The sequence below is a fragment of the Parasphingopyxis marina genome (assembly GCF_014237875.1).
GTDB classification, from domain to species: Bacteria; Pseudomonadota; Alphaproteobacteria; order Sphingomonadales; family Sphingomonadaceae; genus Parasphingopyxis; species Parasphingopyxis marina.
Map to the genome: position 1 here is coordinate 1,091,498 of NZ_JACJVJ010000002.1, position 26,208 is coordinate 1,117,705.

A 26,208-nucleotide genomic window follows, 5' to 3' on the forward strand; every position below is an offset into this window, starting at 1 on the left:
CTAATCCTTCAGCCGGTATCCGGTGCGGAAAATCCAGATGATGACGCTGAGGCAGGTGACGAGGAAGGCTGCGGTAATGCCCAGGCTGACGCCGATCGCGACATCTCCTTCGCCGTAAAAGCTCCAGCGGAAGCCGCTGACCAGGTACACGACCGGATTGAACAGGCTCACATTCCGCCAGAAATCGGGCAGCATGTTGATCGAGTAGAAGGCGCCGCCGAGAAAGGTGAGCGGCGTCACGACGAGCATCGGGATGAAGCTCAATTGTTCGAACCCCTCGGCCCAGATGCCGATAATGAAGCCGAACATGCTGAATGTCAGCGCGGTGAGCAGCAGGAACAGGATCATCACGAAGGGATGATCGATCCGCACATCGACGAACAATGTCGCCGTCGCGAGAATGATCAGGCCGAGCATGATCGATTTGGTCGCCGCCGCGCCGACATAGCCCATGACGAGCTCTATCGGCGACATCGGCGCCGAGAGCATTTCGTAGACGGTACCAGAGAATTTCGGGAAATAGATGCCGAAAGAGGCGTTGGAGATGCTCTGCGTCAGCAGCGAGAGCATGATGAGCCCCGGGACGATGAAGGCGCCGTAATCGACGCTGCCGATATTTTCCATCCGCGATCCGATCGCGCCGCCGAACACGACGAAATAGAGCACGGTGGTAATGACCGGCGTGACGATGCTCTGCCAGAGCGTGCGGAAGGTCCGCGACATTTCATAGCGGTAGAGCGCCCAGACGCCATGGACGTTCATTCCGCCGCCTCCGCGCTCTTGCCATCGCCGTTATCGCTGACGAGATCGACAAAGATATCCTCGAGCGAGCTTTTCGCGGTGTCGAGATCGGAAAAGCCGATGCCGAGATCGGTCATCTTGCGCAGCAGGGTGGGAATGCCCGTGCGCTCCTCGTTCGCGTCGAAGCTGTAGAGCAGTTGGTGCCCCTCGTCGGCCAGTTCGAGCGACCATTCCCCGAGCCCCGCCGGCAGGCTTTCCAGCGGCTCCTGCAAGGTCAGCGACAGCCGCCGCTTGCCGAGCTTGCGCATGATCGCCTCGGTCTTGTCGACGAGAATGATCTCGCCGCCGCGGATCACGCCGACCCGGTCGGCCATCTCCTCGGCTTCCTCGATATAGTGCGTCGTCAGGATGATGGTGACACCGCGTTCGCGCAGGCTGGAAACCAGCCGCCACATGTCGCGGCGCAATTCCACATCCACCCCGGCCGTCGGCTCGTCGAGGAACAGGATTTCGGGTTCGTGAGACAGCGCCTTGGCGATCATCACCCGGCGCTTCATCCCGCCCGAAAGCTCCCGGATCGCGCTGTCGCGCTTGTCCCAGAGCGAGAGGTCTTTCAGCAATTGTTCGATATAGGCCGAGTCCGGCGCCTTGCCGAACAGGCCGCGGCTGAAATTCACCGTCACGATCACCTTTTCGAACATGTCGGTGGAGATTTCCTGCGGCACCAGCCCGATTTTCGACCGCGCCTTCTTATATTCGCGCTGGATATCATGACCGTCGGCCAGCACCTGGCCCGATGTCGGCGTGACGATGCCGCAAACGATCGAGATCAGGGTCGTCTTGCCCGCACCGTTGGGGCCAAGCAGCGCAAAAATCTCCCCGCGCTCGATCTCGAGATCGACGCCATCCAGCGCCTTGAAGCCGCCCTTGTAGGTTTTGGAGAGATTGGCAATCGAGATGACCGATGACATCGCAACCAGATGGAGCGGAGACGGGCCGCTTTCAAGACAGGAGTTGTTTCCCCCCGAATATTCGTGCTTGCCGATGACAAGGCGCGCCGCCGGGCAGTAGAGCAGGCGCATGCCCCCCGCCCTCGACATCGCCCGTTCGATCACCGGCCAGCCCTGGCGCTGGCGCGGCGGCGCGGTGGACGGCGTGGCGGGGACCTTCCAGCCGGACGATCTCGTCACCGGCCTGCTGCTCTCGCGCGGCTGCGCACGCGAGGATATGGCCGCGTATCGCGACCCGACAATCCGCGGCTTCATGCCCGACCCTTCGATCTTCCGCGATATGGACCGGGCCGCCGAGCGGCTCGCCGACGCGGTGACCGCGAACGAGACGGTGACGATCTTCGGCGATTACGATGTCGACGGCGCGACCTCCGCCGCCCTTCTGATCCGCCTGCTGCGCGCCCTGGGGCTCGATGCCGGCTATTATATCCCGGATCGGCTGATGGAGGGCTATGGCCCGAGCGGCGAGGCGCTGGTCAAGCTTGCCGAGCAGGGTTCGTCCCTGATCGTTACCGTCGATTGCGGCGCGCAGGCTTTCGAGGCGCTAGCTCAGGCCAAGACGGCCGGTGTCGACGTGATCGTCGTCGATCATCATAAATGCGCCGCCGAGCTCCCCGTGACGCACAGCCTGGTGAACCCCAACCGGCTCGACGAGGACGAGGGCGCGGCGCATGGCCATCTCGCCGCGGTAGGCGTCGCCTTCCTGCTCGGCGCGGCGCTGATCCGGCTGCTGCGCGAACGCGGCTGGTTCGCCGACCGGCCAGAACCCAAGCTGATCGAGCTGCTGGATATCGTTGCGCTCGGCACAGTCGCCGACGTCGCGGCGCTGCACGGCCTCAATCGGGCGTTCGTCGCGCAAGGGCTGAAAGTGATGGCGGGGCGCCGCAATATCGGCCTCAACGCACTGATCGAAGCCTCGCGGCTCGATCGCGCGCCGATCTGCTCCGATCTCGGCTTTCGTCTCGGCCCGCGGATCAACGCCGGCGGCCGGGTCGGAAAATCCGATCTCGGCGTGCGGCTGCTGACCACCGAGGACCCGGAAGAAGCGCGCAGCATCGCCGCCGAGCTCGAACAGTTTAACGAGGAACGCCGGACGATCGAGACGCTGGTCACCGAACAAGCGCTGGAAGCGGCCAAGGGGCAGGACAATCGTTCGGTGGCACTGGTTTCGGGCGCGGGCTGGCATGCGGGCGTGATCGGCATCGTTGCGAGCCGGATCAAGGAGCGCCTGGGCCGCCCGGCGATCGTGATCGCGCTGGAAGAGGATGGCACCGGCAAGGGATCGGGCCGCTCTATTTCGGGCGTCGATCTCGGCGCGGCCGTGCTCGCGGCCAAGGATAGCGGCCTGCTGGTCGCGGGCGGGGGCCATGCGATGGCGGCCGGACTGACCGTCGCCGGCGACAAGATCGATGCCTTCGCCGATTTCCTTGACGCGCGGCTCGCCGAAGATGTCAGCAAGGCGCGCGGCGAACGGGCGTTGAAGCTCGACGCCGTCGTCGCGCCGGGCGGCGTTACGCCATCCTTCGTCGAGGCGCTGGAGGAAGGCGGGCCCTATGGCGCGGGCTGGCCCGCTCCGCGCATCGCCACCGGGCCGGTAAAGGTGATCAAGGCAGATATCGTCGGCACCGATCATGTCCGCGCGATCGTGGCCGGCGAGGACGGGCGCAGCCTCAAGACCATCGCCTTTCGCGCCGCCGACACCGAACTCGGCCAGGCCATGCTTTCGGCCGGCCGCGAGCGCCGCCTTTGGCTCGCCGGGCGCGTCAAGATCGACGACTGGGGGCCCCGCCCCGCCGCCGAGCTTCACCTGGAAGACGCCGCCTGGGCGGACTAGACAGAGGCACGCACGATTTGTGCGCCGCAACGCTTGACCGCATGAGCGCCCTACCCTATTGGCGCACCCGCTGGTTTGGCCCCTTCGTCTAGCGGTTAGGACGCGGCCCTTTCACGGCTGAAACACGGGTTCGATTCCCGTAGGGGTCACCAGCCAGAATATCGCGCCACTGCAATCCTTCAATCCGCCTTCAGCCGCAAATCTGGGGCGCGATTCCAGTAGGTTAGCAGCTGGCATTGTGCCACTCGATCATCGCGGGCCGCTTGGCGATCGATGTCCATGGCCAGGATTGGCGCTCCGTCTCCAAGAACCGCCTCCATATTCAGCTTCGATTCTGCCGCTTTAGGATGAAACCGGGCGGTTCGCTTCAAGAAGCGCGATAGGCCCGACGGCCATGCGCTCGCCCGATGCCAATCCTCCTGTCATCGACCCGAAAGACGGGGATCACAGATAGAAGGGCCTGATCCTTGCGAAAAGCTCTTCGCGCGAAGCCACGTTCAGTTTGGCGTAGATACCGCGGATATGGGATCTGGCCGTCTCGATCGAGATGTTCATCGCTTCGGCGGCATCGTCGGCCGTCTTCCCCCGCAGCATTTCGACGATCAGTTGATATTGTTTGGGCGTCAGCCCGAAAACGTCGCGCAGCTCACCCAATTTCTCTTCGGTATTCACCCGGGACGTGATCAGCCGCAGGCCGAATATCCGCTTTCCGCGTGCCTTCGACAGCATCTTGACCCGCAACAGCTGGTCGGATTCGTGGCGATCGGATTTCGGCACGAAAACATATCCCGGCGCATCGCCGCAGCGCAGGCATGTGCGCAGTTCGGATTGAACGCGTTCGTCGGTCACGCGAAGCCGATCATCGACCAGTTCGAACAGCTTGTCCTTGTCTTCGGCGTTCAGGAACGCGCTTGCCCGTTCGTTGGCCCGGATCAGCCGGAGGTCCGCATCGACCAGAACCCGCCAGTCCGTGTCCGCTGAAATCCAATGCAACAACAGCGGCGACAGTCTGAGCGAACGGCCAGCGCCCGCCCTCACCTTCGTATCCATTGAGTCCGTCACCCCCCGGCTGGGAATCTTTCCCATTTGCCGGACATCTTGAAATTGGCAGGGCGCCATCGAAACATAGTTAACGCCGCTACTTACACTGATGCCAATAGCTCACTTCGCCGCGCAACACCATAAGGTTTTGTATTATTGCAATTTTATGTCAAAAAATATGTCCGGTTTGGACGATTTCGGGCCAAGAATCGAGGTTAACGGCCAAATTTCACCAATATTGGGGATGCGCCAGAACGACATCTCACGTTAGCACTTTTTTTACCAAGGGGGGGAGTGATTCGTCATAAAATTCCCTTGTCACGTGCACAGATTGAAATGCGACCCTTCGATCTGCGCTTATTCGCGAATGCGACTCTGAAAGGAAAAACCCATGAAAAAGCTTCTGGCAATTGCCGCCGCTTCCACCGCGCTGATTTCCGCACCGGCCCTCGCCGGCGACAGCGCATCCGACACGCTTGACGTCACCGCGACCGTCCAGCCCGAATGCAGCCTCGACGATCCGAACAATGTCAATTTCGGCAACATCTCGATCGACCAGGCTTCGGGCCCCGGCGCGCTGCTCATCAACCAGCAGTTCCACAACAACTTCCAGAACATCTGGGCGAGCTGCAACTACGGCGCCCGCATGACGATCAGCTCGCAAAATGGCGGCCTGCTCAATCCGGAACCGAATGACGGCCCGGACGCCGGCGACTTCACGAACGTGATCGAATATCGTGCCTCGATGACGGCCACGTCGAACAGCGCGTTCCTGACGACGCACCTGTTCACGCACACCGGTGGTCCCGGCGTGAGCGGTTCGCGCGTTAACGCCGATGCGTTCCACGACAATGCATCGCTCCGCGTCTACATCTTCAGCGGCGACAATTCGCTTCGTCCGCTGGCTGGTACCTACACCGACGTTACCACGGTGTCGGTCGGCCCCGTCTAAGGGATCGATCCAGTACGGAAACGGAAAAGGGGGAGGCAGCGCCTCTCCCTTTTTCGCTGTTTGCGGCGAGATGAGAAGATGCCTCCGGAACGGGCATATGCCGCGCCAAGAGCGAGGGAAGCATACAGGCCCATGTTGAGTAAATTCTCCGCAGCAATTCTAGCGCTCTTCCTGATTTGCGCGCCGGCCGCGGCCAATGCCGCCCGGGTGTCGCCCATGATCGTCGAACTCGAACCTGTCGGTTCCGGTTCGGTCGCCCGTGTAGAGCTGACCAATCAGGGCGAGCGCAACATTCCCTATGAAGTCCGCGTGATGCGCGGAGAGATCGACGAAGTCGGCGGCTTGTCGCTGACCCCTGCCGACGACGAATTCCTCGTCTTTCCGCCGCAGACCATCGTCCAGGCCAATTCACAGCAGGTTTTCCGCCTGCAATATGTCGGCGAGCCCGAACTCGCCCAGTCCGAAATCTATTATATGTCGATCCAGCAGGTTCCGGTCGCCTTTGAAGAGGGCGTTTCCCAGGTCCAGGTCGTCATCAACTATAATGTTCTCGTCAATGTGGTGCCCGACGGCACCGCGCCCGCCGCCGTCGTGGAATCGATCGAGGTCACGGAACGGCTGCCCGAAGTGGAACCGGAAGATCCGCTGGCCCAACCGGATGAAGAGAATCAGGAACAGCAGACCGCGCAGGAGCCGGCCATACCCCAGCCCGGCCTCAGCGTGCGCGTGAGCAACGCCGGAACGCGATATTTTCTGGCCGGAATGTCCGACTGGTCGATTGCCGGCACGGCCGAAGACGGATCCGAATATAACCGCCGCTTCACCAATCAGGAGCTGACACGCGTGATCGGCGTCGGCGTCGTCGGTCCCGGGCGGTCGCGTGTGTTTTTCGTGCCGACCGACGTTCCGTTGGTTCAGGATTCGGTTAGCATCGAAGTAAGCCCCTGACATGATGAGGGGGGGGAAAAACAGGTTCTTGCAGCGCGCGGGGCTTGCCGCCCTGGCCGGCTGCCTTGCGACGGGCACCGCCACACCGGCAAAAGCGTGGCAGCCGTCAACCTATCTGGCGACAACATTGACGACCGCGGCGCAAAGCCGCGACATGAGCTTTACCGTGCCGCTGGTGCACAACCAGCAGGTGCGCGGCGACGTGCTCATCCAGGTCGCGGCGAATGGCGATGTGGCCTATGAGTCGGTCTCTCTCCGGCGCGAGGTGGAATCGCTTCTCAACGATGCCGGCCGACAACGGCTCGACAATGCGCTGAGCGGCAGCATTTTCGTATCGCCCGAAACATTGGCGGCAGCCGGCTTCGAAATTCGTTTCGATCAGAACCGTCTCGAAATCGTCGTCGACAATATCGATGGCGATTTTCGCCCGGTCGGCACCCTGGGAACGCCTTCGCGCCAGCAGACCGTATCGCCGCTGCCCACGATAGAGCCCGCGGATTTCAGCGCCTTTCTGAACATCAACGGCAATTTCGACTATGACGAGACGGAGGGAATGCGGAATCCCGAAATCTATGTGTTCGGCGCCACCCGGTTCCAGAATGTCGTGGTCGAGCTTGACGGCGCCTTTACCGACCAGTTCGACGGCGATTATCGCTTCTATCGGCGCAGCGTCCGCGCGATTTACGACCGGCCCGATCAGTATCAGCGGATCAGCGCCGGCGACCTGAGACCCGATACCATACCCCTGTTGCGCACGCCCTATATCGGCGGCGCGGCGATTGAGCGCCGGCGGCAGACGTTCGAGCCCTTCCTTCCCATTTCCCGCTTGGGCGGCCAGGAAGTCTATCTCGATTCGCGGTCGGAAGTGGACGTACTGATCAACGGCGTCGAGTATCAGACCTTCCAGCTGGAAGCGGGCCGTTACGACCTCGCCAATCTGCCGCTACAATTTGGCTCCAACGACGTGCAGCTCGTCGTTCGCGATTCCGCGGGTCGCCGGCAGACCATCAATTACGACTATTTTTTCGAGCCGCTGGATCTCGATGCCGGCGACTATGAATATGTTTTCAGCGTCGGCGCGGTCGCCAACGAATTGTCCTTCGAGCCCGACTATTCGGACGATATCGCGGTCGTCGGCTATTACCGCAAGGCGTTCAGCGACGCTTTCATCCTGGGCGGCGGCGTCCAGTTGACCGAGGATATCCAGATTGCCGCTGCCGAATTGACGGTCGTTCCCCAGGTGATCCCGGGCGTGTTCGACCTGCAGGCGGGCGCGAGTACCGGCAACGGAACCGGCTATGCGTTCCGCGGCAGCTATCGCTGGCGCAGCAGCGGCGGCTACGAGAATCGCCGCCAATTGAGCCTGACCGTCGACTATGAAAGCGCGAACTATCAGACCCTGGGCGAACTGATCCCGCGGACGAACAGCACGCTCAACCTCAGCGCGAGCTACACCCAGTCATTCTCGCTGAACACCTATGGCTCGGCAGGGCTCAACTATACGCGCCAGGGCGGTGGACGACCCGACAGGACGGTGGCCTATGCCGAAGTCGTGCACCGGCTCAACGACCGCTTCCGGCTGACCGGCGGCGTCGAATATGGCGACGACGAATTCTATTCGCGCAATTTCGGCGTCCGGCTCGGCGTTTCGGTTCTGTTCGGCGGCCGCCATCGCGCCAATGCCGATTATCGCAGCCGCACCGAAACCTTCCGGGCCACGGTGGCCAGGGGCGCCGACGATCATGTCGGATCCTGGGGCTATGATGTCGGCTTCACCGATACCCGCGGCGACACGAGCGCCGATGCCAGTGTCGATTATATCGGCAACCGGTTCGAGGCGCGCGGCTCCGTTTTCACCAACGGCCCGGATATCGGCGGCATCACGAACCAGACGCGCGCGCGCCTCCAACTCGGTACCTCCATCGCCTTTGCCGACGGGACGTTCGGCATCGGCCGGCCGATCAACGATTCCTTCGCCGTCGCCCAGGCGCATCCCTCGCTCGATGATCGGGAGGTCATCACCGGGCGCACGCTGCGAAACGATCAATATTATGCCCGTAGCGGAATTCTCGGCGCGGCCGTTCAGTCGGACATCTCCTCCTATTCGGAGCAGAATATCCAATATGATGTCGCCGGGCTCGCCACGGCCTACGATATCGGCGACGGCCTCGTCCGCGTCGATCCGCCCTTCCATAGCGGCTACAAGATCGTCGTCGGCAACGATCGTTTCGTCAGCGCGATCGGCAATCTTCTGATCGATGGCGAACCCGTTGCGCTGGCCACCGGCCGCGTAACCTCGACCGATGACGAAGGCTTCGAAACCCAGCCCTTCTTCACCAACTCGGTCGGGCGGTTCGGAATCATCGGCCTGGCACCCGGCAAAACCTATCTCGTGACGATAGCCGGCACCGGCAGGGTACTCAGCATCGAAGTTCCGGAAGAAAATGAAGGCCTTTACCGGATGGGAACGGTGGAACTGGTAACGGAAAGCGAATAGGAGAACAGCCATGCGCCCTTTCACCCTCCTGGCCGCCGGAGCCTTGCTCGCGTCGACGCCAGCCTTGGCCAACGATTGTAGCCCCGAGTTCGTCAACAGCACGGAAACGGTCAACGTCGCCAGTATCGAAATCGGCGTCGGCTCTTTCGCCCGCGAGAATTTCAACATTCGCGTGCGTAACGACGGTAACGGCCAGTGCAGCGCGACGATCCGGTTCACACGGCTCGGCGGCAGCGCAGCACCGGGATCGCCGTCCTATACGCTGCGCTCGGGCCCGACGACGCTCGAAATTCTGGGGGAAGGATCCACGCCGACCATCGACAGCGACCTGCTGATCCCCAACGCGCCGGGGGGAACCCAGGGCCGCGCCGTGCCCTTCCAGCTGACCCTGCCCAGCGAATGGGGAATGCGCTCGGGCCTCTATAGCGAGCAGATCGAACTGGCGCTGCTCGATCCGTCGGGCACCGAAGTCGATACGATGCTGCTGACGATCAATGTCCGGATCCCGCAGGCCGTGGCCATTCGGGTCGTCGGCGCCACCGGGACCAACGACCTGACCCGCATCAATCTCGGCAATCTTTCCTCGACCGCCGCCACCCGATCCGATCCGTTCGGCGTCAGGGTCTGGAGCACCTCGGGCTATCTGGTGAGCTTTGCCTCGGAAAATAACGGCCAGCTCGCCCATGAGGGCAATCTGGACCAGATCGACTATGAGCTGTATTTCGATGGGCAGAATGTGAATCTGGCTGGCGGCGACAGCTTCCTGTTCGCCGATTTCACGCCCTCACTGGGCCGCGTCCACCCGTTGCGCGCGCGCGTCGGGCCGGTAACGGCACGGGCCGGCCACTATGAGGACCGGGTCACGATAACGGTAACGGCGGTTTAGCTAGATAGCGGTGACGGCAAAGCTGACGGCAATCTGCTGCTCGAGGCCGTTTGCCTGAATCGAAACAGGCACTGCCTTCAAGCGCGGCCCGGCGCGGAAAGCGACCGCCGAAATGCCGGCCGGATCCAACAGCGAGACATCGCCGCCATAGCTGACCTCGACGGCCTCGCCCGCTTCCAGCGGCCGATGGCTGGCCATCACCTGGAAACCGCGCGAGCTGTTGCAATATTCCTGCACATAGCCGCTGATCAGATTCTGCGTCTCATCCAGCACAAAGGCCGAAGCGTCGAGATCGCAGACGACCGGAATCGTCACCGAAACGCCAAAGCCGCCCGAAGCTTCGGGCGAGGCCATAGCGGCGCCTGTCGGCAGCAAAGCCGAGAACGCCGCGACAGCAACGAGTTTGATCGTCTTCATCTCACTATCTCCCAGTTCATGGCGCATTTACCAGACGAACCTTTCCAATTGGTTTTTGCCGAAGCGCTTCATTCCGGAGGAAGACCGATTATTGCGACTCGCAGGCGTCCATCGCGGAAAACCGCGCAAAGCAGCCCGTTCCGCGAGTCGCGAGCCGAAGCCGCTAGCAGCGCGCCCGGCTTTGACATGAGATGGCGCTACAAACTTTTACGCACGTGATACCCGACACACTGCTCTGCTCGGCGCTGCGCAGCGGGTTTCAGCTCGGAGCGCGGCCGCAATTTCCACGTTTGACGCATCCATTTCCACGTTTCTTCAAACGCTGGTTCAAACTGCCCGTTGCCACTAGGATGCCGAGTTAATCCACAAGCCAGAGCATCGAGCCGGGCCGGGCATTACCGGACACGCGGATGCGAAGGGGGGCTCCGATGGACGTGTTGTCAGACGTTTTGCAAGCCGTACGCCTGAAAGGCGCGCTGTATTTCGACGTGCGCACCTGTGAACCCGTGGTCGCCGAGACCCCGGCGATGGCCGATGTCGGCGCGATGGTGATGCCGGGCGCGGAACATGTGATCTCGTTCCACATCATGCTGTCCGGCGAATGCTGGGCCGAGACGATCGGATCCGGCAATCCGCCGGTTCGCCTTGAAGAGGGAGATATCATCGTTTTCCCGCACGGCCACCCGCATGCCTTCGTCACCCATTTGGGAGAGCGCAATCCGCCCGATCTCCAATTTTATGCGACAGCGCGTGGCAGCTCGCTGCCTTTGATGATCGAGCTCGAGGAAGGGGGGCCGAAACCGATGCGTTTCGTGTGCGGCTATTTTGGTTGCTGCGCCACGCCCTATAATCCGCTTCTCCAGGCGCTGCCTGCCCAGGTCCTCGCCAAGCGGCCGGAGACCGGCAACCATATGGAGGTCGACCTTATTCAGGCCGCCGTGGAAGAAGCCGGAAGCCCGCGCGCCGGCGGCACGACCATCCTGTCGCGCCTCAGCGAACTACTCTTCGTCCGGGTGATCCGCCGCTATATCGAGCAGCTGCCGGATCATTCGCGCGGCTGGCTGGCCGGACTGCGCGATCCCAATATCGGCAAGGCGCTCGAACTGGTCCATGCCGATCCGTGCTGCGAATGGACGCTGGAAGAATTGGCGCGGAGAAGCGGCCTTTCCCGCGCCGTCTTCGCCGAACGCTTTGCCGACCAGGTCGGGGAAACGCCGATGCGCTACCTAGCCAAATGGCGGATGCAGGTCGCGGCCGGTCTCCTCGAGCAGCCCGGCGTGCCGATCGAGGCGATCGCCGAGAAGGTCGGCTACAAATCCGAGGCCGCGTTCAACCGGGCCTTCAAGAATATCGTCGGTCTGCCTCCGGGCGCCTGGCGGCGTGGCCAGCGCGCGGCGCCGGGCGGCGTTCAGGCCTAGCTGCAAAGTCAGCCGGACGATCGGGTAAACCGCGTTCCATTTCCAGACGATCTGCAAAAAACCCAATACTCGCAAGCATGGGAAGAAATCACTGGGGCTCTAGTTTGAAATGCACAGTTCAACCTATCCCAAGAGAGATACAATCATGAATTCCATTCCTGCAAATATCAGCGAACATCTTCAGATGTCCGAAGAAATCATCATGCCGGGCTCAAACGAATATGAAGCAGCACGGGCGCTTTACAATGCGATGCTCGACAAGCGTCCCGGCTGTATCGTCCGCTGCACCAATGTCGACGAGGTCGTGGCGACGATCAATTATGCCCGCGACAAGGATCTGCTGCTCGCGATCCGCGGCGGCGGCCATAATGGCGCCGGGCTCGGCAGCTGCGATGGGGGTCTCGTCCTCGATACCGGCGCGATGAAGACGATCACCGTCGATGCCGAAGCGCGCACCGTGAGCGTCGAGCCCGGCTGCACCCAGGGGGAAGTGGATACCGAAGCCAGCCGCTACGGCCTTGCGGTTCCCGCCGGCATCGTGTCGACGACCGGCATTGCCGGGCTGACCCTGGGCGGCGGCCATGGCTATCTTTCCCGCCAATATGGGCTGACCATCGACAATCTGATCGAGGCAGAGGTGGTGCTCGCCAACGGGAGCATCGTTATGGCCAACGAAAACGAGCATGCCGACCTGTTCTGGGCGCTGCGCGGCGGCGGCGGCAATTTCGGTGTCGTCACCCGCTTTACCTTTCGCGCCCATCCGGTGGCCGAGGTCTATGCCGGGCCGATCTTCTACGACATCGCCCATGCCGGGGAGATTCTGCGCTGGTATCGCGATTTCCTGCCGACGGCACCCCGCAAGCTCAGCATCACCCTCGGCATCAAGACCGTGCCGTCGACCGCACCCTTCCCCGAAGAAATCTGGGGCCGGCGGATCTGCGCGCTGATCGTCTGCTACAATGGCAGCGAGGAAGACGGCATGGCAGCGATGGCGGCGGTGCGCGAAGCAACGCCCGAACCGCTGATGGACGGCATGATGCAAATGCCCTTCGTCGCCATGCAGGGCCTGTTCGACGGGCTGCTCCCCAAGGGCCTGCAATGGTATTGGAAGGGCGATTTCGTCGAGGAGATCAGCGACGCCGCGATCGCCGATCATATCGCGCACGGATCGAAAAGCCCGAGCGAACTTTCGCTGATGCATCTCTATCCGGTCGATGGCGCGGTCCACGATGTCGATGCCGGCGAAACCGCCTGGGGCGGCCGCACCGCGACCTGGTCGATGGTGATCGCCGGGATTGATCCCGATCCCGCCAAGGCCGGCGCGCTGCGCGACTGGGCGAAAGGCTATTGGGAGGCGATCCACGCGCATAACCGCCATGGCGGCGCCTATGTGAACTTCTTCTCCGAAGACGAAGATACCGCCCGGGTGAAAGCCTCCTATGGCGACAATTACGCCCGGCTCGCGACGGTCAAGCGCCGCTACGACCCCGAAAACCTGTTCCGCGTAAACCAGAATATCGATCCGAAGGACGCCTCATGACCCAGAATGATACCTCACCGTTTCGCGCTCTTGCCCGCAAGGCGCGCGAAGCGATCCGCATCAAGGATGATTATGGCCGGCAATACACACTGCGTTTCATGGTTTTCTTGTGCGCCACGAGTTTCAGTGCGACGCTGATCGCCGAAACCGCCTCCCTTACCCCCACGCTATAACAGCGTTTCGGGGCAAGACCGAAGCTGGCCGGCCGGGACATGTGTCCGGCCGGTCATTTTCCGTGAGCGGTCAGGAGAGTTCGACGGTCGCCCATACGGGCAGATGATCGGAGGCCCGGCGCGAGATTGTGGTATCGTGGACCCCGCTATCGATCACGCGCAGCCGGTCGCAATGCATGATCCGGTCGAGCTTGCCGACCGGCCGGCGGGCGTGGAAGCTGCGGCCGCATTCGGCGAAGCTCAACCGCCGTCCGAAATCGCGCAGGCAACCGCCCGAAGCCGCCCATTCGTTGAGGTCCCCCATCATCACCAGCGGCAACCCGCCATCGTGGTGATCGGCATGGCGCAGCATCGCGACCGCCTGGCGCCGGCGCCACAGGCCCGACAGATCAAGATGCATGCCGAAGACGCACAGGCGCAAGCCGCCGGTCTCCACCTGCGCCATCACCGCGCCGCGCGGCTCGAGGCTCGGAATGTGGAGGATGTCATGGACGAGAAGCTGGGCGGACTTGCGCACGAGGATCGCATTGCCGTGCCAGCCCATCGAATCGACCTGCACGTCGAGCGGCACCGCGCGATAGTCGCTATGATCCTCCAGCAGCAGCGGCGGGATCGCGGATTTGCGGCTGCCGAAGCGCCGGTCCGCCTCCTGTAGCGCGACTATATCCGCGTCGATCTCGTTGAGCACCGAAACAATCCGGTCGGGATTGCGCCGCCGATCGAGCCCGATGCCCTTGTGGATGTTGTAGCTCGCCAGTTTCAGCATCGGTGTTCCATCGGTGAAGCCATACTGACAAGAGACGCAGCGCCCGGCTAGAGAGTTCCGATGAAGGTGCCGCATATCGTTCTTTTCACCCGCTGGCCTGAAGCCGGGAAAGCGAAGACCCGGATGATCCCGGCGCTTGGCGCGGAGGGCGCGGCGGCGCTCCACAGGCAGCTGACCGACCGAACCGCCGCAACGCTGTGCAAGAGCGGGCTGCGAGCGGAAATCCGCTTCACCGGGGCCGAGCAGGAGCGATTCGAGAACTGGCTCGGCGATGGCTTCGGCTACTGCGATCAGGGCGAAGGCGATCTCGGCGCGCGGATGGCGCGGGCCGCGCAGGACGCGCCGGTGATCCTTGTCGGATCGGATTGTCCGGGGCTGGGCGCCTGCCATCTCCAACAGGCGGCCAAGGCGCTGGAAACCGCCGAAATCGTGATCGGCCCGGCCGAGGATGGCGGCTATTGGCTGATCGCGCTCGCGCGGCCGATGGATTTCCTGTTCGCGGATATGGAATGGGGCGGCGCGCGGGTTTTCGCTGTCACGAGGGAACGGCTCGCGGCTCGCGGTATCGAACCCGTGCTGCTCGAGACGCTCGCCGATTGCGACCGGCCCGAAGACCTCGCCCGCTGGCCCGAACTGGCGTCATGACGGCGCCTGCTATCGGCCCCCGCACGACCAGCGAGGTCGCGATCGTCATCCCGATGCTCGACGAGGAAAAGGCACTGCCGGCCACCATCGCCAATATCGCCGCGCTCTATCCCGCCCCGGCCGAAGTGATCGCGATCGACGGCGGAAGCGCCGACGGCTCGGTCGCGCTCGCCCGAGAGGCCGGCTTCCGCGTCGTCGGAAGCGCCAGGGGCCGCGCGCTACAGATCAACCGGGGCGTCGAGGAAGCCCGCGCGCCGCTGGTCCTCGTCCTCCATGCCGACACCGCCCTCCCGGCGGACGCCCTCGCCCATGCCGAACGCACGCTGGCTGATCCCCGATACGCGCTCGGCGGCTTCACGGCGCTGCTGACCGGCGCCAAAACCCGCTGGGGCACGAGCTTCCACAATTGGGCGAAGACCTATTACGGCCCGATCCTGCTCCGCCCGCATCTGTTCCTACGCGGCCTGCGGCTGCTGTTCGGCGATCATGCGATGTTCTTCCGCCGGGAGGATTTCCGCGCCATCGGCGGCTGCGATCCTGACATGCACATCATGGAGGATGTCGATCTGTGCCTGAAGCTCTGCCGCATCGGCCGGGTGAAACTGGTGCCCCGCATCGTGCGCACGTCCGACCGCCGCATCGCCGAATGGGGGCCGATCAAGGCGAACTGGATCTACATGAAATGCGGGATGAACTGGGCGTTCGGCCGGAAATACGGGCTCGAGCGCTGGTATCCGGATATAAGGTGATGTGGCTTGTCAGCATTTTCTTCGCGGAAGAGGGCCGGTGCGGCGCCTGAGCCTCGCGAAGGTCTGACGAACCCTAGGCCAGTTCCACCGGCGCGACTTCATAGCCGTCTTTTTCGAGCGCGCCGATCAGCCGTTCGAGATGCGCGCGGTCCCGCGTTTCGCATTCGATATCGGTGATCAGGCCCTTGGCTGGCAGCGAGGTGAAGACCCGCTGATGATAGATTTCGATGATGTTGACCTGTTCCTGGTCGAAAACCCGCGCGACATGATAGAGCGCGCCGGGCCGATCCTTGAGCCGAATGCGCAGACGGGCGAGACGGCCCGAGCGCACCAGATCGCGCAGCAGCACATTGGCCAGGAGCCGCGTGTCGATATTGCCGCCGCACAGGATCAGGCCGACATTCTTGCCTGCGAACTTTTCCTTGTTGGCCATGACCGCGGCGAGGCCGGCGGCGCCCGCGCCTTCGACCACCGTCTTTTCGATCTGGAGCAGCAGGCTGACCGCCGTTTCCATTTCGGATTCGCCGACCAGCAGGATCTCGTCGACCAGCCCCTCGATGATTTTCGAGGTGAATTCGCCGGGAACCTTCACGGCAATGCCCTCGGCCAGGGTATCGCCCTCGCACGGCATCTGCTTGCCGTTGATCTTCGCATACATCGACGGATAGAGTTCCGCCTGCACGCCGATCAATCCGATATCGGGTTTCAGCGCGCGCGCCGCCGTGCCGACGCCGGACATCAGCCCACCGCCGCCGATCGGCACGACCAGCATATCGAGATCCGGCGCGTCCTCGAACATTTCGAGCGCGATCGTCCCCTGCCCCGCAACGATATCGGGATGGTCGAACGGGTGCACGAAGGTCAGCCCCATTTCCTGTTCGAGCTGGCGCGCATGTTTATAGGCATCGTCGAAGGTTTCGCCGTGCAGCACGACTTTTCCGCCGACCGCCTCGGTCTGCATGATCTTCACCGTCGGCGTCGGCTTCGGCATCACGATGGTGACGGGCACGCCAAGGCGCGTACCATGATAGCTGAGGCCCTGCGCATGGTTGCCCGCCGAAGCCGCGATCACACCGCGCGCGCGCCGTTCCGGATCGAGCAGCAGCAGCGCGTTCAAGGCGCCGCGCTCCTTATAGGCGGCGGTGAACTGGAGATTTTCGAATTTCAGCCAGATATTCGCACCGGTCAGCTGGGAAAGCGTGATGCTTTTCAGGGTCGGGGTGCGAACGATCGCATCGCCGATACGCGCCTTTGCCGCCCGGATCGTTTCGAGCGAAAGCGACGAATCGCTGGCGGAACTGGGTGCATCGGCCATGATGGGGCCCGCCCTAGCCTATCTGGCCTCTTGCGCAAACACGCCCTATGGACGCGGCCATGGCAAAGATCGCATTTCTCGGGCTCGGCGTGATGGGTGGGCCCATGGCCGGGCATCTGGCCAAGGCCGGGCACGACATCGCCGTGTATAACCGCACCGCCGAAAAGGCCGATAGCTGGGTCGCCGATCTTGGCGGCGCAGCGGCGGCCACACCGGCCGAGGCCGCGAAAGAGGCCGACGCGGTGCTCGCCTGTGTCGGCGCGGATGCGGACCTTGAAGAGGTTACGCTGGGGCCCGGCGGCGCCTTCGCCGCGATGCATGAAGGCGCGCTGTTCGTCGATCACACTACGGTTTCCGCCAAGATCGCCCGGCGGCTGGCCGAAGAAGGCGAGGCCAAGGGCATTCACTGCGTCGATGCGCCGGTTTCGGGCGGACAGGCCGGCGCGGAGAATGGCAAGCTATCGATCATGTGCGGCGGTTCGAAGCGCGCGATGACCCTCGCCGAGCCGATCATGCAGGCCTATGCGGCGCGAATCGTCCATTGCGGCGGGCCGGGCGCGGGGCAGCAGACCAAGATGGCGAACCAGTTGGCCATTGCCGGGGTGCTGCAGGGGCTGTCCGAAGCGCTGCATTTTGCCCGGGCCTCGGGCCTCGATCTCGACAAGGTGTTCGAGGCGATTTCCGGCGGCGCGGCCCAAAGCTGGCAGATGGACAATCGCTGGAAGACGATGGCGGCGGGCGAATTCGATTTCGGTTTCGCCGTGGACTGGATGCGCAAGGATCTGGGCCTCGCCATTGAGGAAGCCGAGGCGAACGGCGCGAAGGTCGATCTCGCGAAGCTGGTCGATGGCTATTATGCCGAGGTGCAGGCCATGGGCGGTTCGCGACAGGATACGAGTTCGCTGGTGAGGAGACTGGAAGAGTGATCAGAAAAATCTCGCTCGGGCTGGGCCTGGCGCTCGCTGCCGTCCTTCTCCCCGCTCCCGCGTACGCCGATGCGCTGATCGACAACGCCAATGGCTATACGCTCGATGGCGAGGGCAATCTCGTCCGGTTCACGGGGCTATTGTTCGATGTCGAGACCGGCCGCGTCACCCGGCTGCTCGCCCGCCGCGACGATCGGCCGCGCGAAGTCGATTTCCGGCACGATGCGCAGGGCCGCACCGTGATTCCCGGGCTGATCGATGCGCACGGCCATCTGATGGGACTCGGCTACAACGCGATCCAGCTCGATCTGTCCGACACCGCAAGCCTCGCCGAGGCGCAGGCACGGATCGCGCAATATTCGGCGGAGAATCCCACTTTGCGCTGGATCGTCGGCAGCGGCTGGAACCAGGAGAGCTGGGGCCTCGGCCGCTTCCCGACCGCCGCCGATATCGACGCAGCGGTGTCGGATCGCCCGGTCTGGCTAGTGCGGGTCGACGGCCATGCCGGCGTCGCCAACAGCCAGGCGATGGAGGCCGCGGGCATCACCAATGCCAGCCAATCGCCCGCCGGCGGGCGCGTCGAACGCGACGGCAACCGCCCCAATGGCGTGTTCGTCGATACGGCAATGGATCTGGTCGCCAACGCCATTCCCGAGCTCCAGCCGCCGCTGCGCGACATCGCGCTGCGCGAGGCGCAGGATATCCTGCTGAGCTACGGCGTTACCACCGTGCATGATATGGGAACGAGCGCCAGCGACTGGGCCGTCATCCGCCGCGCCGGCGACCGGGCACAACTGCGCGTCCGCGTGATCTCCTATGCCGATGCGCTCGATACGCTGCTCGATACTGCCGGCGATGCGATGACGCCCTGGCTCTATGAAGGGCATCTGCGGATGGTGGGGCTGAAGCTTTACGCCGACGGCGCTTTGGGATCGCGCGGGGCATTGCTGCTTCAGCCCTATGCCGATGCGCCGGGCGAGATGGGCCTTACCCTTTCCGACGGCACCCTCATTCGCAACCGGCTCAGCCGCCTTTCGCTCGACCGGTTCCAGGCGGCGATCCACGCGATTGGCGACGGCGCGAACCGCGAAGTGCTGAACGCCATCGACGAGGTCGCCTATCGCTATAGTGACGACCGGCGCTGGCGAATCGAACACGCCCAGATCGTCGATCCCGCCGATATCGCGCGCTTCGGCCAGCACGGCATCATCGCCTCGATGCAGCCCGTCCATCAGACGTCCGACATGTTCATGGCCGAGGCGCGGCTGGGGCCGGGCCGGCTACAGGGCGCCTATGCCTGGAATGCGATGCTGCGCGCGGGATCGCATCTCGCCTTCGGCACGGATTTCCCGGTCGAAAGCCCCAACCCTTTTGCCGGCCTTGCCGTCGCGGTCAGCCGGCAGAATGCGAGCGGCCAGCCGCCCGGAGGATGGCAGGGGCAGGAACGGATCTCGCTGCTTCAGGCTTTCGCCGCCTATACGACGGGCGCCGCTTATGCGGGGTTTGCCGAGGACCGGATCGGACGGCTTGGTGACGGGCTCTACGCCGATTTCCTGATTATCGACCGCGACATTTTCGACGCCACGCCCGACGAAATCCGGCAGGCGCAGGTGATGGAAACCTGGATCGGGGGCGAACGGACCTGGGTGCGCGGGGCGCAGAACCGCGCGGCGTCCAATGCGCCGCCGATGGACGCGCCGGTCGGGCCGATGATCGCGCCGGAAGACATGCCCGAGGGGCGATAGCGACGTCAGAGCGCTGTGAGCTCGCCGACCGTCAATATCTGGGGCAGGATCTGCGCCTCTTCGCCGGGCGCATAATAGAGATAGAGCGGCACGCCGGAACGGCCCTGCTCTTCCAGAAAGCGGCCAATGCCGGCATCGCCGGTCGTCCAGTCGCCAACCAGCACCGCAATGTCGTTGGCTTCGAAATGCTCGGCCACCGCGGTACGGGCCAGCGCCCCGGCCTCGTTCGCCTTGCAGGTGATGCACCAGTCGGCGGTGAAATAGACGAAGACCGGGCGGCCCTCGCCGCGCAATTCGGCAAGCCGCGTTTCGCTGAACGGTTCGGCTCCCAGTACGCCGCTCTCGGCGTTCGCCGTCGCGACGGGGACAGGCAGCACCGCGATCGCGCCGACCGTCAGCGCGGCTACGGGCAGGATGGGCAGCCAGGCGTTGCGCCCCGCTCGCTGCTGCCGCCCGGCCCACCAGAGCAGGACGGCAAGGATCAGCGCGACGGCAAGGCCGAGAAACAGGCCGGATGCCCCGGTCTGCCGCCACAACACCCAACCGAGCGCCAGCGCAGTCAGTCCCATCGGAATCGCCATGATATGCCGGAACCGCACGAGCCATGGCCCGGGCCTGGGCAGTCGGTTCCGGAGCGCCGGGATATAGGCGAGCGCGAGGAAGGGGAGCGCGAGACCGAGGCCCAGCCCCGCAAAGATCGCCAGCGCCACCACCGAGGGCAGCACCAGCGCCGCGCCGAGCGCACCTGCCATGAATGGACCGGTGCACGGCGTCGCCACGAACGCGGCGAGCGCGCCGGTGAAGAAGGATCCCGCAGCGCCTTCCTTTCCGGCAAGGTTTCCGCCCGCCGTCAGCCCCGGCAGTTCGAACAGGCCCACCAAATTGAGGGTGATCGCGCTTACCAGCAGCAACAGCGCGAGGATCATCCGCGGGTCTTGCAGCTGGAAGGCCCAGCCCAATTGCGCGCCGCCCGCACGCAGGATGAGCAGCGCCGCGCCCAGCGCCACGCACGTCAGCACGACGCCCACCGCATAGGCCAGCGCATCGCGCCGCGCGGCGCGTTCCTCGCCGCCCGCCCGGGCGAGGCTGAGCGCCTTGAGGCTGAGGATCGGGAACACGCAGGGCATGATGTTGAGCAGCAGCCCGCCCAGAATCGCTCCGGCCAGAGCCAGTAGCACGGTTTCGGCATCGGCCCGTATGACCGAGGAATTCATCGGCTCGCCGGCAATCGGCACCCCGGCCGCAGGCACATCGCCGGGCACGAGCGCCACCATCAGCCCGTCATGCGCGCCGATCTTCAGAACGCCCTCGATCCGCTCGATGCCGGCCGCGCCAGCGCCCGCCGCCACCTCGACGATCAGCCAGTCACCGTCGCGCGAAATGCCCTGCAGCGCGCCATAGTCGAGCGCCCGTTCGGTTGCGGGAAAAAAATAGGGGTCGGCAATCGCGGCGGTCTCGGGAAAGGGAATGGCGAGCCGGAGCGTCTCTCCGGCCAGCGCGAACCGCCCCTCGCTGTCTAGGGGGCGCGGCAGCCGTGCGCGGAACCGATCGAAATCCGCCGTGTCCGTCGCCTCGCCCGATCCGGCCACAAGATCGAGCGACAATGTTCCGCGCTCCGGCACGCAAATCTCGTCGGTGCAGGCGAGCCAGTCGCCCTCGGCCCGCAAGGGTATCTCCGTTCCCGGCGCAATATCTTCGTCGAGCATTACCTCGGCAAGCAGCGCATATTCACCCTCATAGACGTAATTCATGATGCCGCTGATCGTCAGCCGCTCGGGTACCGGATAGCGCAATTCTCCGATCGTCACGCCTTCGGGCAAGGTCCATGCGAAGCGACCGGGCAGCCCGGCATCGCCCGGATTGCGCCAATAGCCATGCCAACCCGGATCGGGGCGCATACGGATCGCGATGGTGAAACTGGCGCCGGGCGCGGGCGTTTGCGTTTCCGCGATCAGCGTCGCCGCGATCGCATTTTGGTCGCGTATCTGTGCGGAGGCCGGGAAAAGCCACAAAGCCGCAACAAACAGCGCTATAAGGGACCCGAAATTCTTCACCCGCACCTATTTGCTCCTTCGCGCGGCGCGCTATAGCATCGCCATTCGCGCCGCGCACCACCAAGAGGATCGCCCATGAAATTCGCCGCCATCGCCGCCCTGGTTACCGCCGCGGCCGCCCTTTCGCCGGCCATGGGCCAGGAACAGACCGCCGCCGAAGCCGGCGCAGACACGGCCCCGCCCCGGCTGGTCGTCGCGATTTCCGTGGATCAGCTGAGCGCCGACATCTTCGCGCAGCATCGGCAGGATTTCACCGGAGGCTTCGCCCGGCTGCTAAGCGGCGTGGTCTTCCCGTCCGGTTATCAGGCGCACGCCGCGACCGAGACCTGCCCCGGCCATTCGACCATCCTCACGGGCAATCACCCGGCGCATACCGGTATCATCGCCAACCACTGGTTCGACATGAACCTCGAACGCGACGAACCCAGCATGTACTGCGCGGAAGATACCAGCGTGCCGGGTTCGACGGCGGAAGAATATACTGTGTCGCCCCGCACCTTGCTGGTGCCGACCCTGGGCGACCTCATGAAGGCGGCGAATCCGGCCAGCCGCGTCGTCGCGGTGGCCGGGAAGGACCGTTCGGCGGTAATGATGGGCGGCCATGACGCCGACCAGATGTTCTGGCCGGGCGAGTCCGGCTTCACCACCTTTGCAGACCGCGAGGCCCCGGCTTCGCTTGCCGAAATCAACGCGATGGTTGCGACCGCCGCGACGTCCGACCGCCAGCCGTTGCCGATGCCCGAGGCCTGCACCGCCTATTACCGGGCGATCCCCGCAGGCGACAATCAGAGCGTCGGCACGCACCTCTTTGCGCGCGGGCCGGGCGGCGGCCGCGCGATCCTGACGACGCCGGAAGGCGATGTGCTGACCCTGAACCTTGCCGCCGATCTCGTCTCCGAAATGGAACTCGGCCAGGGCGAGGCTACCGATCTGCTTGCGATCAGCCTCGCCTCGACAGACTATATCGGCCATGCCTACGGCACCGAAGGCGCGGAAATGTGCGTCCAGCTGATGGCGCTCGACGCGATGCTCGGCGATTTCTTCGCCCGGCTGGACGCACGCGGGATCGACTATGTCGCGGTGCTGACTGCCGATCATGGTGGACTCGACCTTCCCGAACGCCAGCAGATTCAGGGCGCGCCCGATGCGACGCGGCTGCTGCCCGGCTTCGAGACCCTGAACGAGCGGCTGGCCGCCGAGACCGGCCTCGAGGCGCCGCTGCTTCGATTCAGCGGACCGTTCGGCGACTTCTACGTCGATCGGTCGGTGCCGGAGGAACGCCGCGCGGAAGTCCGCGACCGGGCCATCGCGATGATTTCCGCCCATCCCCAGGTCCACCGCGTCTTCGCGCGCGAAGAGATCGCAGCCCAGCCGATGCCGTCCGGCCCGCCCGAAAGCTGGTCGACGCTCGATCGGCTGCGCGCCAGCTTCAACCCGGAACGATCGGGCGACTTCCTCGTCGTGCTCAATCCGCGTGTGACACCCTCCCCCGTCGCGCTGCCCGGCCGCTATGTCGCGACCCATGGCAGCGTATGGGATTATGACCGGCGCGTACCGATCCTTTTCTGGTGGCCGGGCGCCGCGCATTTCGAACAGCCGCTGGGCGTGATGACCGTGGATATCATGCCGACCCTCGCTTCGCTGATCGACCTCGATGTTTCGCAAGCATCGATCGACGGCCATTGCCTGGATCTGATGCCCGGCGCGGAGACGAATTGCCCGGCGGTTCCCGCGCCTTCGTCACCCTGAACTGGATTCAGCATGACGGGGAAACCTTGGCCGTGCGCCGCCTCCGCCGCCTTCGAACGATCAACCAGACAGGCGCGGCGATCACGCCGATGACGAGCAGCCCCGCCAGCAAATAAGCCCACCAGTAACGCCGGCGCATCTTCGCCTGGCTGTGCTCCAGCAGGGTAACGATCGGATCATAGCCTTGGGGCATGTCGAGCACGCCGTTCGCGTCCGCCCAATGGCGATAGGCGGCCTGCATTGCGGTGAAGCGCTCAGGCTCGGCCGCCGACTGGTCGGTCGTTTCCCCGGGATCGGCTTCCAGATCGTAGAGCCGCCAGCGATTGTCGCCGAGCGGCGGGCCGTTGCGCAGGATTTTCCAGCGGCCCTGAAAATAGGCCATGCGTCCCGCCGTTTCGACGCCAAAGCCTTCGTCGGGGCCATAGACGGCGTCCCCGCTCCCTTCGAGCACCGGCATCAGATTACGGCCCGTCATCCCGTCACCGTCCGCGCCGGCCAAGGCGGCGATAGTCGCGGGGATATCGCTGATCAGTGCTAGTTGCCGGGCCATGCGCCCGCTCTCCACGCCCGGCCCGGCAACAATCAGCGGCACCCGCGTACCGCCCTCGCCTGCGTAGAATTTGAACAGATGATGCGGAGAAGCCGAGGCGCTCGCCCATTCGGGGCCGATAAAGGCGAAGCTGCCGCGCTCGCCCAATGTCTCGATGTCGCGCGAATAGCCGACCAACCACATCCACATCCGCATCGCGCCCGATGCCGTTGGCAGTGCGCCCTCAGGGCCATTGTCCGAGGTGACGATGAAGATCGTATTCTCATATTCGCCGGTCTCGCGCAGATGGGCGATCAACTGGCCGAGATAATGGTCCATCGCCTCCAGCATCCCGGCATTGACCGCCATTGCCCGGGCATACCATTCGCGTTCCTCGGCGCTGAGATCGCCCCAGTCGCGCATTTCCGGATGCATCGGGCCGAGCCGCGCATCGGCGGGTACGATGCCGCGCGCGACCGCCGCCCGGTGCCGCTCCTCGCGCAGCGCCTGCCAGCCAGCATGATAGCGGTCGGCATAGCGCATCGTATATTCGCGCGGCGCCTGAACCGGGATATGGATCGCCTGAAAGGCTAGATAGGCGAAAAAGGGCGCGGGCTCTCCTTGCTCTTCTGGCTCGTCGATATAGCTCGTCATCCGCTCGACCAGATATTCCGACGAATAGAAATCCGCAGGCAGCTCTTCCACCGCCTCGCCGTCCGAAAACCATTCGGCGCGGTCATAATAGGGCAGATAAGGCCGGTGTTCCCAATTGTCGGCCCCGGTCGCATCCAGAATGAAGGTGCGATCGAAGCCGCGCGCGCTGGGCAGGCTTCCGGGCGTATGCCCCAGATGCCATTTGCCCGCCATGAAGGTGCGATAGCCGGCCGCGCGCAGCCGCTCGGCAATGGTCGGCACGTCGCCGTGCAGCCGCCCCAGATAGGCGGGCGACCCGCGATGCTCTTCGGGCGTGGTTTCCGGCAGGTTGCCGATGCCGGCGCGGTGGCTGTCGATACCGGTCATCAGCATGGCGCGCGAAGGGGCGCACATCGGCGTCGCATGATAATTCGTGAACAGCGTGCCGCGCCGCGCCAGCGCATCGATATTGGGCGTGCGGATTTCGCTGCCATAGGCACCGAAATCGGTGAAGGCGACGTCGTCGGCTACGATCAGGACGATATTGGGGCGTGCGCGCTCCTGCGCCTTCGCGAGGCCCGGCAGCGCCACGACAAGCGCCAGGGCCAGGCCGATCCATGCCGGTTTCCGCATCCCGCTTCCCCTTTTTTGGGGAAATCTAGGCCGAAATGACGAGGCGCGCTAGCGCCGGTCGAAAACGGTGATGCCTTGCCCGAGTTCGTTTTCGCCGATGCGCAGCTGCTGGCCCGTCCAGTCGGCGACGAACCAGGTGTTGCGCTGGACGCCGGGCGCGATCGAGGCCTGGTTGCCGGCAATCGACAGCCCGGCGCTGGAATGGGCGATGTCTTCCGCGCCGACGGCGATGAAGGCACTCCAATTTTCCTTGTCCTCGCCCTGCACGAAGATGTTGCGCGCGATCTCACCGCGCGAACCTGCCGGAAGATCGATCATATAGTTGGTCGCGCTGCCGGCCGTATCGTCGAAGGAGGAATCGGTGACGCTGACCATCGGTGCGCGGCTCTTCACATAATGGCCGCCCCGCCCGCGCTCGAACCGGGAGCGGGTGACCTCCAGCGAGCCATAATCGCCAACATAGATGCTGTGCGCGCAGCTCAAATCGCGGTCGCAGCGGCCGAGACCGGAAAAGGTCGACCGGTCGATACGGATCGAAGCCGAAGGATCCGAGGCCGTCAGGATGCCTTCCTCCGAATTACGGAACATCGAATTATGGACCTCGAGATCGGATTGTTCGAGGCGGATGCCAGCGCCATTGCCGTCCGGCACGCGCAGATTCTGGAAGACCAGTCCGTCGATCCGCGCGCCGCGGCCGCGCAGGACCAGCGCCGCCTTTTGCTCGCAGGCAACGCCATCGAAGATCGCGGTACCCGCTTCGGCGGCGCGGAAGGTGATGACGCCCGCCTCCTGCACCGCGCACTGGCGATAGGTGCCTGGCGCGATCACGATCGTCGCCTCGCCATTGCCGATGGCGGCGACCGCCTGGTCGAGCCGCGCAAAGCCCTGGCCGGTTTCCTCGATGGTGAAGGGCGCGGCGCCCTGCTGCGCGGCAAGCGGCGCGGTGACGGCAAGCGCGATCAGCAGGATGAACGGGGACAGGCGCATCGAAAACTCCCGGGTTGATC

Annotated in this window: 22 protein-coding genes and 1 tRNA gene; 14 read left to right on the forward strand and 9 right to left on the reverse strand. The window is 64.2% G+C overall.

The genetic code is table 11. From position 1 onward, the window contains the following. Both H6P80_RS14105 and H6P80_RS14110 read right to left on the reverse strand, forming a co-directional pair. Complete coding sequence (locus tag H6P80_RS14105; RefSeq protein ID WP_185801984.1) at window positions 1–762, reverse strand: ABC transporter permease; 762 nt, start codon at window positions 760–762, stop codon at window positions 1–3. Continuing rightward, the gene (locus H6P80_RS14110; protein WP_185802159.1) at window positions 759–1,712 is read right to left on the reverse strand and encodes an ABC transporter ATP-binding protein; all 954 of its coding nucleotides are present in this window, start codon (window positions 1,710–1,712) and stop codon (window positions 759–761) included. Before H6P80_RS14110 ends, H6P80_RS14105 begins: the two co-directional genes overlap by 4 nt. 109 nt (window positions 1,713–1,821) lie before the next feature. Here H6P80_RS14110 and recJ point away from each other — a divergent pair, with 109 nt between their 5' ends. Both recJ and H6P80_RS14120 read left to right on the forward strand, forming a co-directional pair. After that, window positions 1,822–3,585, forward strand: coding sequence for a single-stranded-DNA-specific exonuclease RecJ (recJ, locus tag H6P80_RS14115; protein ID WP_185801985.1), 1,764 nt, complete (start codon window positions 1,822–1,824; stop codon window positions 3,583–3,585). Window positions 3,586–3,662: 77 nt separating this feature from the next. Then, window positions 3,663–3,737, forward strand: a tRNA-Glu gene (locus H6P80_RS14120). A 292-nt stretch (window positions 3,738–4,029) separates the two neighbouring features. Here the strand turns inward: H6P80_RS14120 and H6P80_RS16740 are convergent. After that, a complete protein-coding gene (locus H6P80_RS16740; protein WP_185801986.1) occupies window positions 4,030–4,623 on the reverse strand; it encodes a helix-turn-helix transcriptional regulator in 594 nt (197 codons plus the stop codon). A 394-nt stretch (window positions 4,624–5,017) separates the two neighbouring features. On the opposite strand from H6P80_RS16740, the gene H6P80_RS14130 reads away from it, so the two are divergent. From H6P80_RS14130 to H6P80_RS14145, 4 genes are all read left to right on the forward strand, one after another. Next, the gene (locus tag H6P80_RS14130) at window positions 5,018–5,578 is read left to right on the forward strand and encodes a spore coat protein U domain-containing protein (protein ID WP_185801987.1); all 561 of its coding nucleotides are present in this window, start codon (window positions 5,018–5,020) and stop codon (window positions 5,576–5,578) included. Between the two features lie 132 nt (window positions 5,579–5,710). Next, window positions 5,711–6,526 carry a fimbria/pilus periplasmic chaperone gene (locus H6P80_RS14135; protein ID WP_185801988.1) on the forward strand — a complete coding sequence of 272 codons (816 nt, stop codon included), beginning with the start codon at window positions 5,711–5,713 and terminating at the stop codon, window positions 6,524–6,526. Between the two features lie 28 nt (window positions 6,527–6,554). Next, entirely contained in the window at window positions 6,555–9,023 is a 2,469-nt protein-coding gene (locus H6P80_RS14140; protein WP_185801989.1) for a fimbria/pilus outer membrane usher protein, read from the forward strand. A gap of 10 nt (window positions 9,024–9,033) precedes the next feature. After that, window positions 9,034–9,909, forward strand: coding sequence for a hypothetical protein (locus tag H6P80_RS14145; protein ID WP_185801990.1), 876 nt, complete (start codon window positions 9,034–9,036; stop codon window positions 9,907–9,909). On the opposite strand, the gene H6P80_RS14150 is transcribed toward H6P80_RS14145, so the two are convergent. After that, window positions 9,910–10,326 carry a hypothetical protein gene (locus tag H6P80_RS14150; protein WP_185801991.1) on the reverse strand — a complete coding sequence of 139 codons (417 nt, stop codon included), beginning with the start codon at window positions 10,324–10,326 and terminating at the stop codon, window positions 9,910–9,912. Window positions 10,327–10,754: 428 nt separating this feature from the next. Here H6P80_RS14150 and H6P80_RS14155 point away from each other — a divergent pair, with 428 nt between their 5' ends. The 3 genes from H6P80_RS14155 to H6P80_RS14165 all read left to right on the forward strand — a co-directional run bounded on the left by H6P80_RS14155 (window position 10,755) and on the right by H6P80_RS14165 (window position 13,457). After that, the gene (locus tag H6P80_RS14155) at window positions 10,755–11,744 is read left to right on the forward strand and encodes an AraC family transcriptional regulator (protein WP_185801992.1); all 990 of its coding nucleotides are present in this window, start codon (window positions 10,755–10,757) and stop codon (window positions 11,742–11,744) included. A gap of 145 nt (window positions 11,745–11,889) precedes the next feature. Further along, complete coding sequence (locus tag H6P80_RS14160; protein ID WP_185801993.1) at window positions 11,890–13,284, forward strand: FAD-binding oxidoreductase; 1,395 nt, start codon at window positions 11,890–11,892, stop codon at window positions 13,282–13,284. Continuing rightward, window positions 13,281–13,457 carry a hypothetical protein gene (locus H6P80_RS14165; RefSeq protein WP_185801994.1) on the forward strand — a complete coding sequence of 59 codons (177 nt, stop codon included), beginning with the start codon at window positions 13,281–13,283 and terminating at the stop codon, window positions 13,455–13,457. The genes H6P80_RS14160 and H6P80_RS14165 overlap by 4 nt, the downstream gene beginning before the upstream one ends. 70 nt (window positions 13,458–13,527) lie before the next feature. On the opposite strand, the gene H6P80_RS14170 is transcribed toward H6P80_RS14165, so the two are convergent. Continuing rightward, window positions 13,528–14,223, reverse strand: coding sequence for an endonuclease/exonuclease/phosphatase family protein (locus H6P80_RS14170; RefSeq protein ID WP_185801995.1), 696 nt, complete (start codon window positions 14,221–14,223; stop codon window positions 13,528–13,530). Window positions 14,224–14,283: 60 nt separating this feature from the next. Between H6P80_RS14170 and H6P80_RS14175 the strand changes: the two genes are divergently transcribed. Together H6P80_RS14175 and H6P80_RS14180 are read left to right on the forward strand one after the other, a co-directional pair. Beyond that, window positions 14,284–14,868, forward strand: coding sequence for a TIGR04282 family arsenosugar biosynthesis glycosyltransferase (locus H6P80_RS14175; protein WP_185801996.1), 585 nt, complete (start codon window positions 14,284–14,286; stop codon window positions 14,866–14,868). Continuing rightward, on the forward strand, window positions 14,865–15,617 hold the full coding sequence (locus H6P80_RS14180) for a glycosyltransferase (RefSeq protein ID WP_185801997.1): 753 nt from the start codon (window positions 14,865–14,867) through the stop codon (window positions 15,615–15,617). Before H6P80_RS14175 ends, H6P80_RS14180 begins: the two co-directional genes overlap by 4 nt. 73 nt (window positions 15,618–15,690) lie before the next feature. On the opposite strand, the gene H6P80_RS14185 is transcribed toward H6P80_RS14180, so the two are convergent. Beyond that, on the reverse strand, window positions 15,691–16,932 hold the full coding sequence (locus H6P80_RS14185; protein WP_185801998.1) for a threonine ammonia-lyase: 1,242 nt from the start codon (window positions 16,930–16,932) through the stop codon (window positions 15,691–15,693). Between the two features lie 20 nt (window positions 16,933–16,952). Here H6P80_RS14185 and H6P80_RS14190 point away from each other — a divergent pair, with 20 nt between their 5' ends. Next, window positions 16,953–17,858: an NAD(P)-dependent oxidoreductase gene (locus H6P80_RS14190; protein ID WP_328805035.1), complete on the forward strand. Its 906-nt coding sequence runs from the start codon at window positions 16,953–16,955 to the stop codon at window positions 17,856–17,858. Then, window positions 17,855–19,603 (forward strand): amidohydrolase, encoded by a 1,749-nt coding sequence (locus H6P80_RS14195; protein WP_185802000.1) that lies wholly within the window; start codon window positions 17,855–17,857, stop codon window positions 19,601–19,603. The genes H6P80_RS14190 and H6P80_RS14195 overlap by 4 nt, the downstream gene beginning before the upstream one ends. A gap of 5 nt (window positions 19,604–19,608) precedes the next feature. Here H6P80_RS14195 and H6P80_RS14200 read toward each other — a convergent pair whose 3' ends face one another. Further along, complete coding sequence (locus tag H6P80_RS14200) at window positions 19,609–21,657, reverse strand: protein-disulfide reductase DsbD family protein (RefSeq protein ID WP_185802160.1); 2,049 nt, start codon at window positions 21,655–21,657, stop codon at window positions 19,609–19,611. Window positions 21,658–21,732: 75 nt separating this feature from the next. Between H6P80_RS14200 and H6P80_RS14205 the strand changes: the two genes are divergently transcribed. Continuing rightward, on the forward strand, window positions 21,733–23,406 hold the full coding sequence (locus tag H6P80_RS14205) for an alkaline phosphatase family protein (RefSeq protein ID WP_185802001.1): 1,674 nt from the start codon (window positions 21,733–21,735) through the stop codon (window positions 23,404–23,406). Between the two features lie 7 nt (window positions 23,407–23,413). Here H6P80_RS14205 and H6P80_RS14210 read toward each other — a convergent pair whose 3' ends face one another. Continuing rightward, window positions 23,414–25,201 (reverse strand): arylsulfatase, encoded by a 1,788-nt coding sequence (locus H6P80_RS14210; RefSeq protein WP_185802002.1) that lies wholly within the window; start codon window positions 25,199–25,201, stop codon window positions 23,414–23,416. Window positions 25,202–25,249: 48 nt separating this feature from the next. Then, window positions 25,250–26,188, reverse strand: a complete 939-nt coding sequence (locus tag H6P80_RS14215) for a right-handed parallel beta-helix repeat-containing protein (RefSeq protein ID WP_185802003.1) — start codon at window positions 26,186–26,188, stop codon at window positions 25,250–25,252. Between the last annotated feature and the right edge of the window lie 20 nt (window positions 26,189–26,208).

Excerpts from the sequence above, each read along its gene's own strand:
- H6P80_RS14105 (WP_185801984.1), bottom strand. The coding sequence starts at position 762 with ATGAACGTCCATGGCGTCTGGGCGCTCTACCGCTATGAAATGTCGCGG.
- H6P80_RS14110 (WP_185802159.1), bottom strand. The coding sequence starts at position 1,712 with ATGTCATCGGTCATCTCGATTGCCAATCTCTCCAAAACCTACAAGGGC.
- recJ (WP_185801985.1), top strand. The coding sequence starts at position 1,822 with ATGCCCCCCGCCCTCGACATCGCCCGTTCGATCACCGGCCAGCCCTGG.
- H6P80_RS14130 (WP_185801987.1), top strand. The coding sequence starts at position 5,018 with ATGAAAAAGCTTCTGGCAATTGCCGCCGCTTCCACCGCGCTGATTTCC.
- H6P80_RS14135 (WP_185801988.1), top strand. The coding sequence starts at position 5,711 with ATGTTGAGTAAATTCTCCGCAGCAATTCTAGCGCTCTTCCTGATTTGC.
- H6P80_RS14145 (WP_185801990.1), top strand. The coding sequence starts at position 9,034 with ATGCGCCCTTTCACCCTCCTGGCCGCCGGAGCCTTGCTCGCGTCGACG.
- H6P80_RS14150 (WP_185801991.1), bottom strand. The coding sequence starts at position 10,326 with ATGAAGACGATCAAACTCGTTGCTGTCGCGGCGTTCTCGGCTTTGCTG.
- H6P80_RS14155 (WP_185801992.1), top strand. The coding sequence starts at position 10,755 with ATGGACGTGTTGTCAGACGTTTTGCAAGCCGTACGCCTGAAAGGCGCG.
- H6P80_RS14160 (WP_185801993.1), top strand. The coding sequence starts at position 11,890 with ATGAATTCCATTCCTGCAAATATCAGCGAACATCTTCAGATGTCCGAA.
- H6P80_RS14165 (WP_185801994.1), top strand. The coding sequence starts at position 13,281 with ATGACCCAGAATGATACCTCACCGTTTCGCGCTCTTGCCCGCAAGGCG.
- H6P80_RS14170 (WP_185801995.1), bottom strand. The coding sequence starts at position 14,223 with ATGCTGAAACTGGCGAGCTACAACATCCACAAGGGCATCGGGCTCGAT.
- H6P80_RS14175 (WP_185801996.1), top strand. The coding sequence starts at position 14,284 with ATGAAGGTGCCGCATATCGTTCTTTTCACCCGCTGGCCTGAAGCCGGG.
- H6P80_RS14180 (WP_185801997.1), top strand. The coding sequence starts at position 14,865 with ATGACGGCGCCTGCTATCGGCCCCCGCACGACCAGCGAGGTCGCGATC.
- H6P80_RS14185 (WP_185801998.1), bottom strand. The coding sequence starts at position 16,932 with ATGGCCGATGCACCCAGTTCCGCCAGCGATTCGTCGCTTTCGCTCGAA.
- H6P80_RS14205 (WP_185802001.1), top strand. The coding sequence starts at position 21,733 with ATGAAATTCGCCGCCATCGCCGCCCTGGTTACCGCCGCGGCCGCCCTT.
- H6P80_RS14210 (WP_185802002.1), bottom strand. The coding sequence starts at position 25,201 with ATGCGGAAACCGGCATGGATCGGCCTGGCCCTGGCGCTTGTCGTGGCG.
- H6P80_RS14215 (WP_185802003.1), bottom strand. The coding sequence starts at position 26,188 with ATGCGCCTGTCCCCGTTCATCCTGCTGATCGCGCTTGCCGTCACCGCG.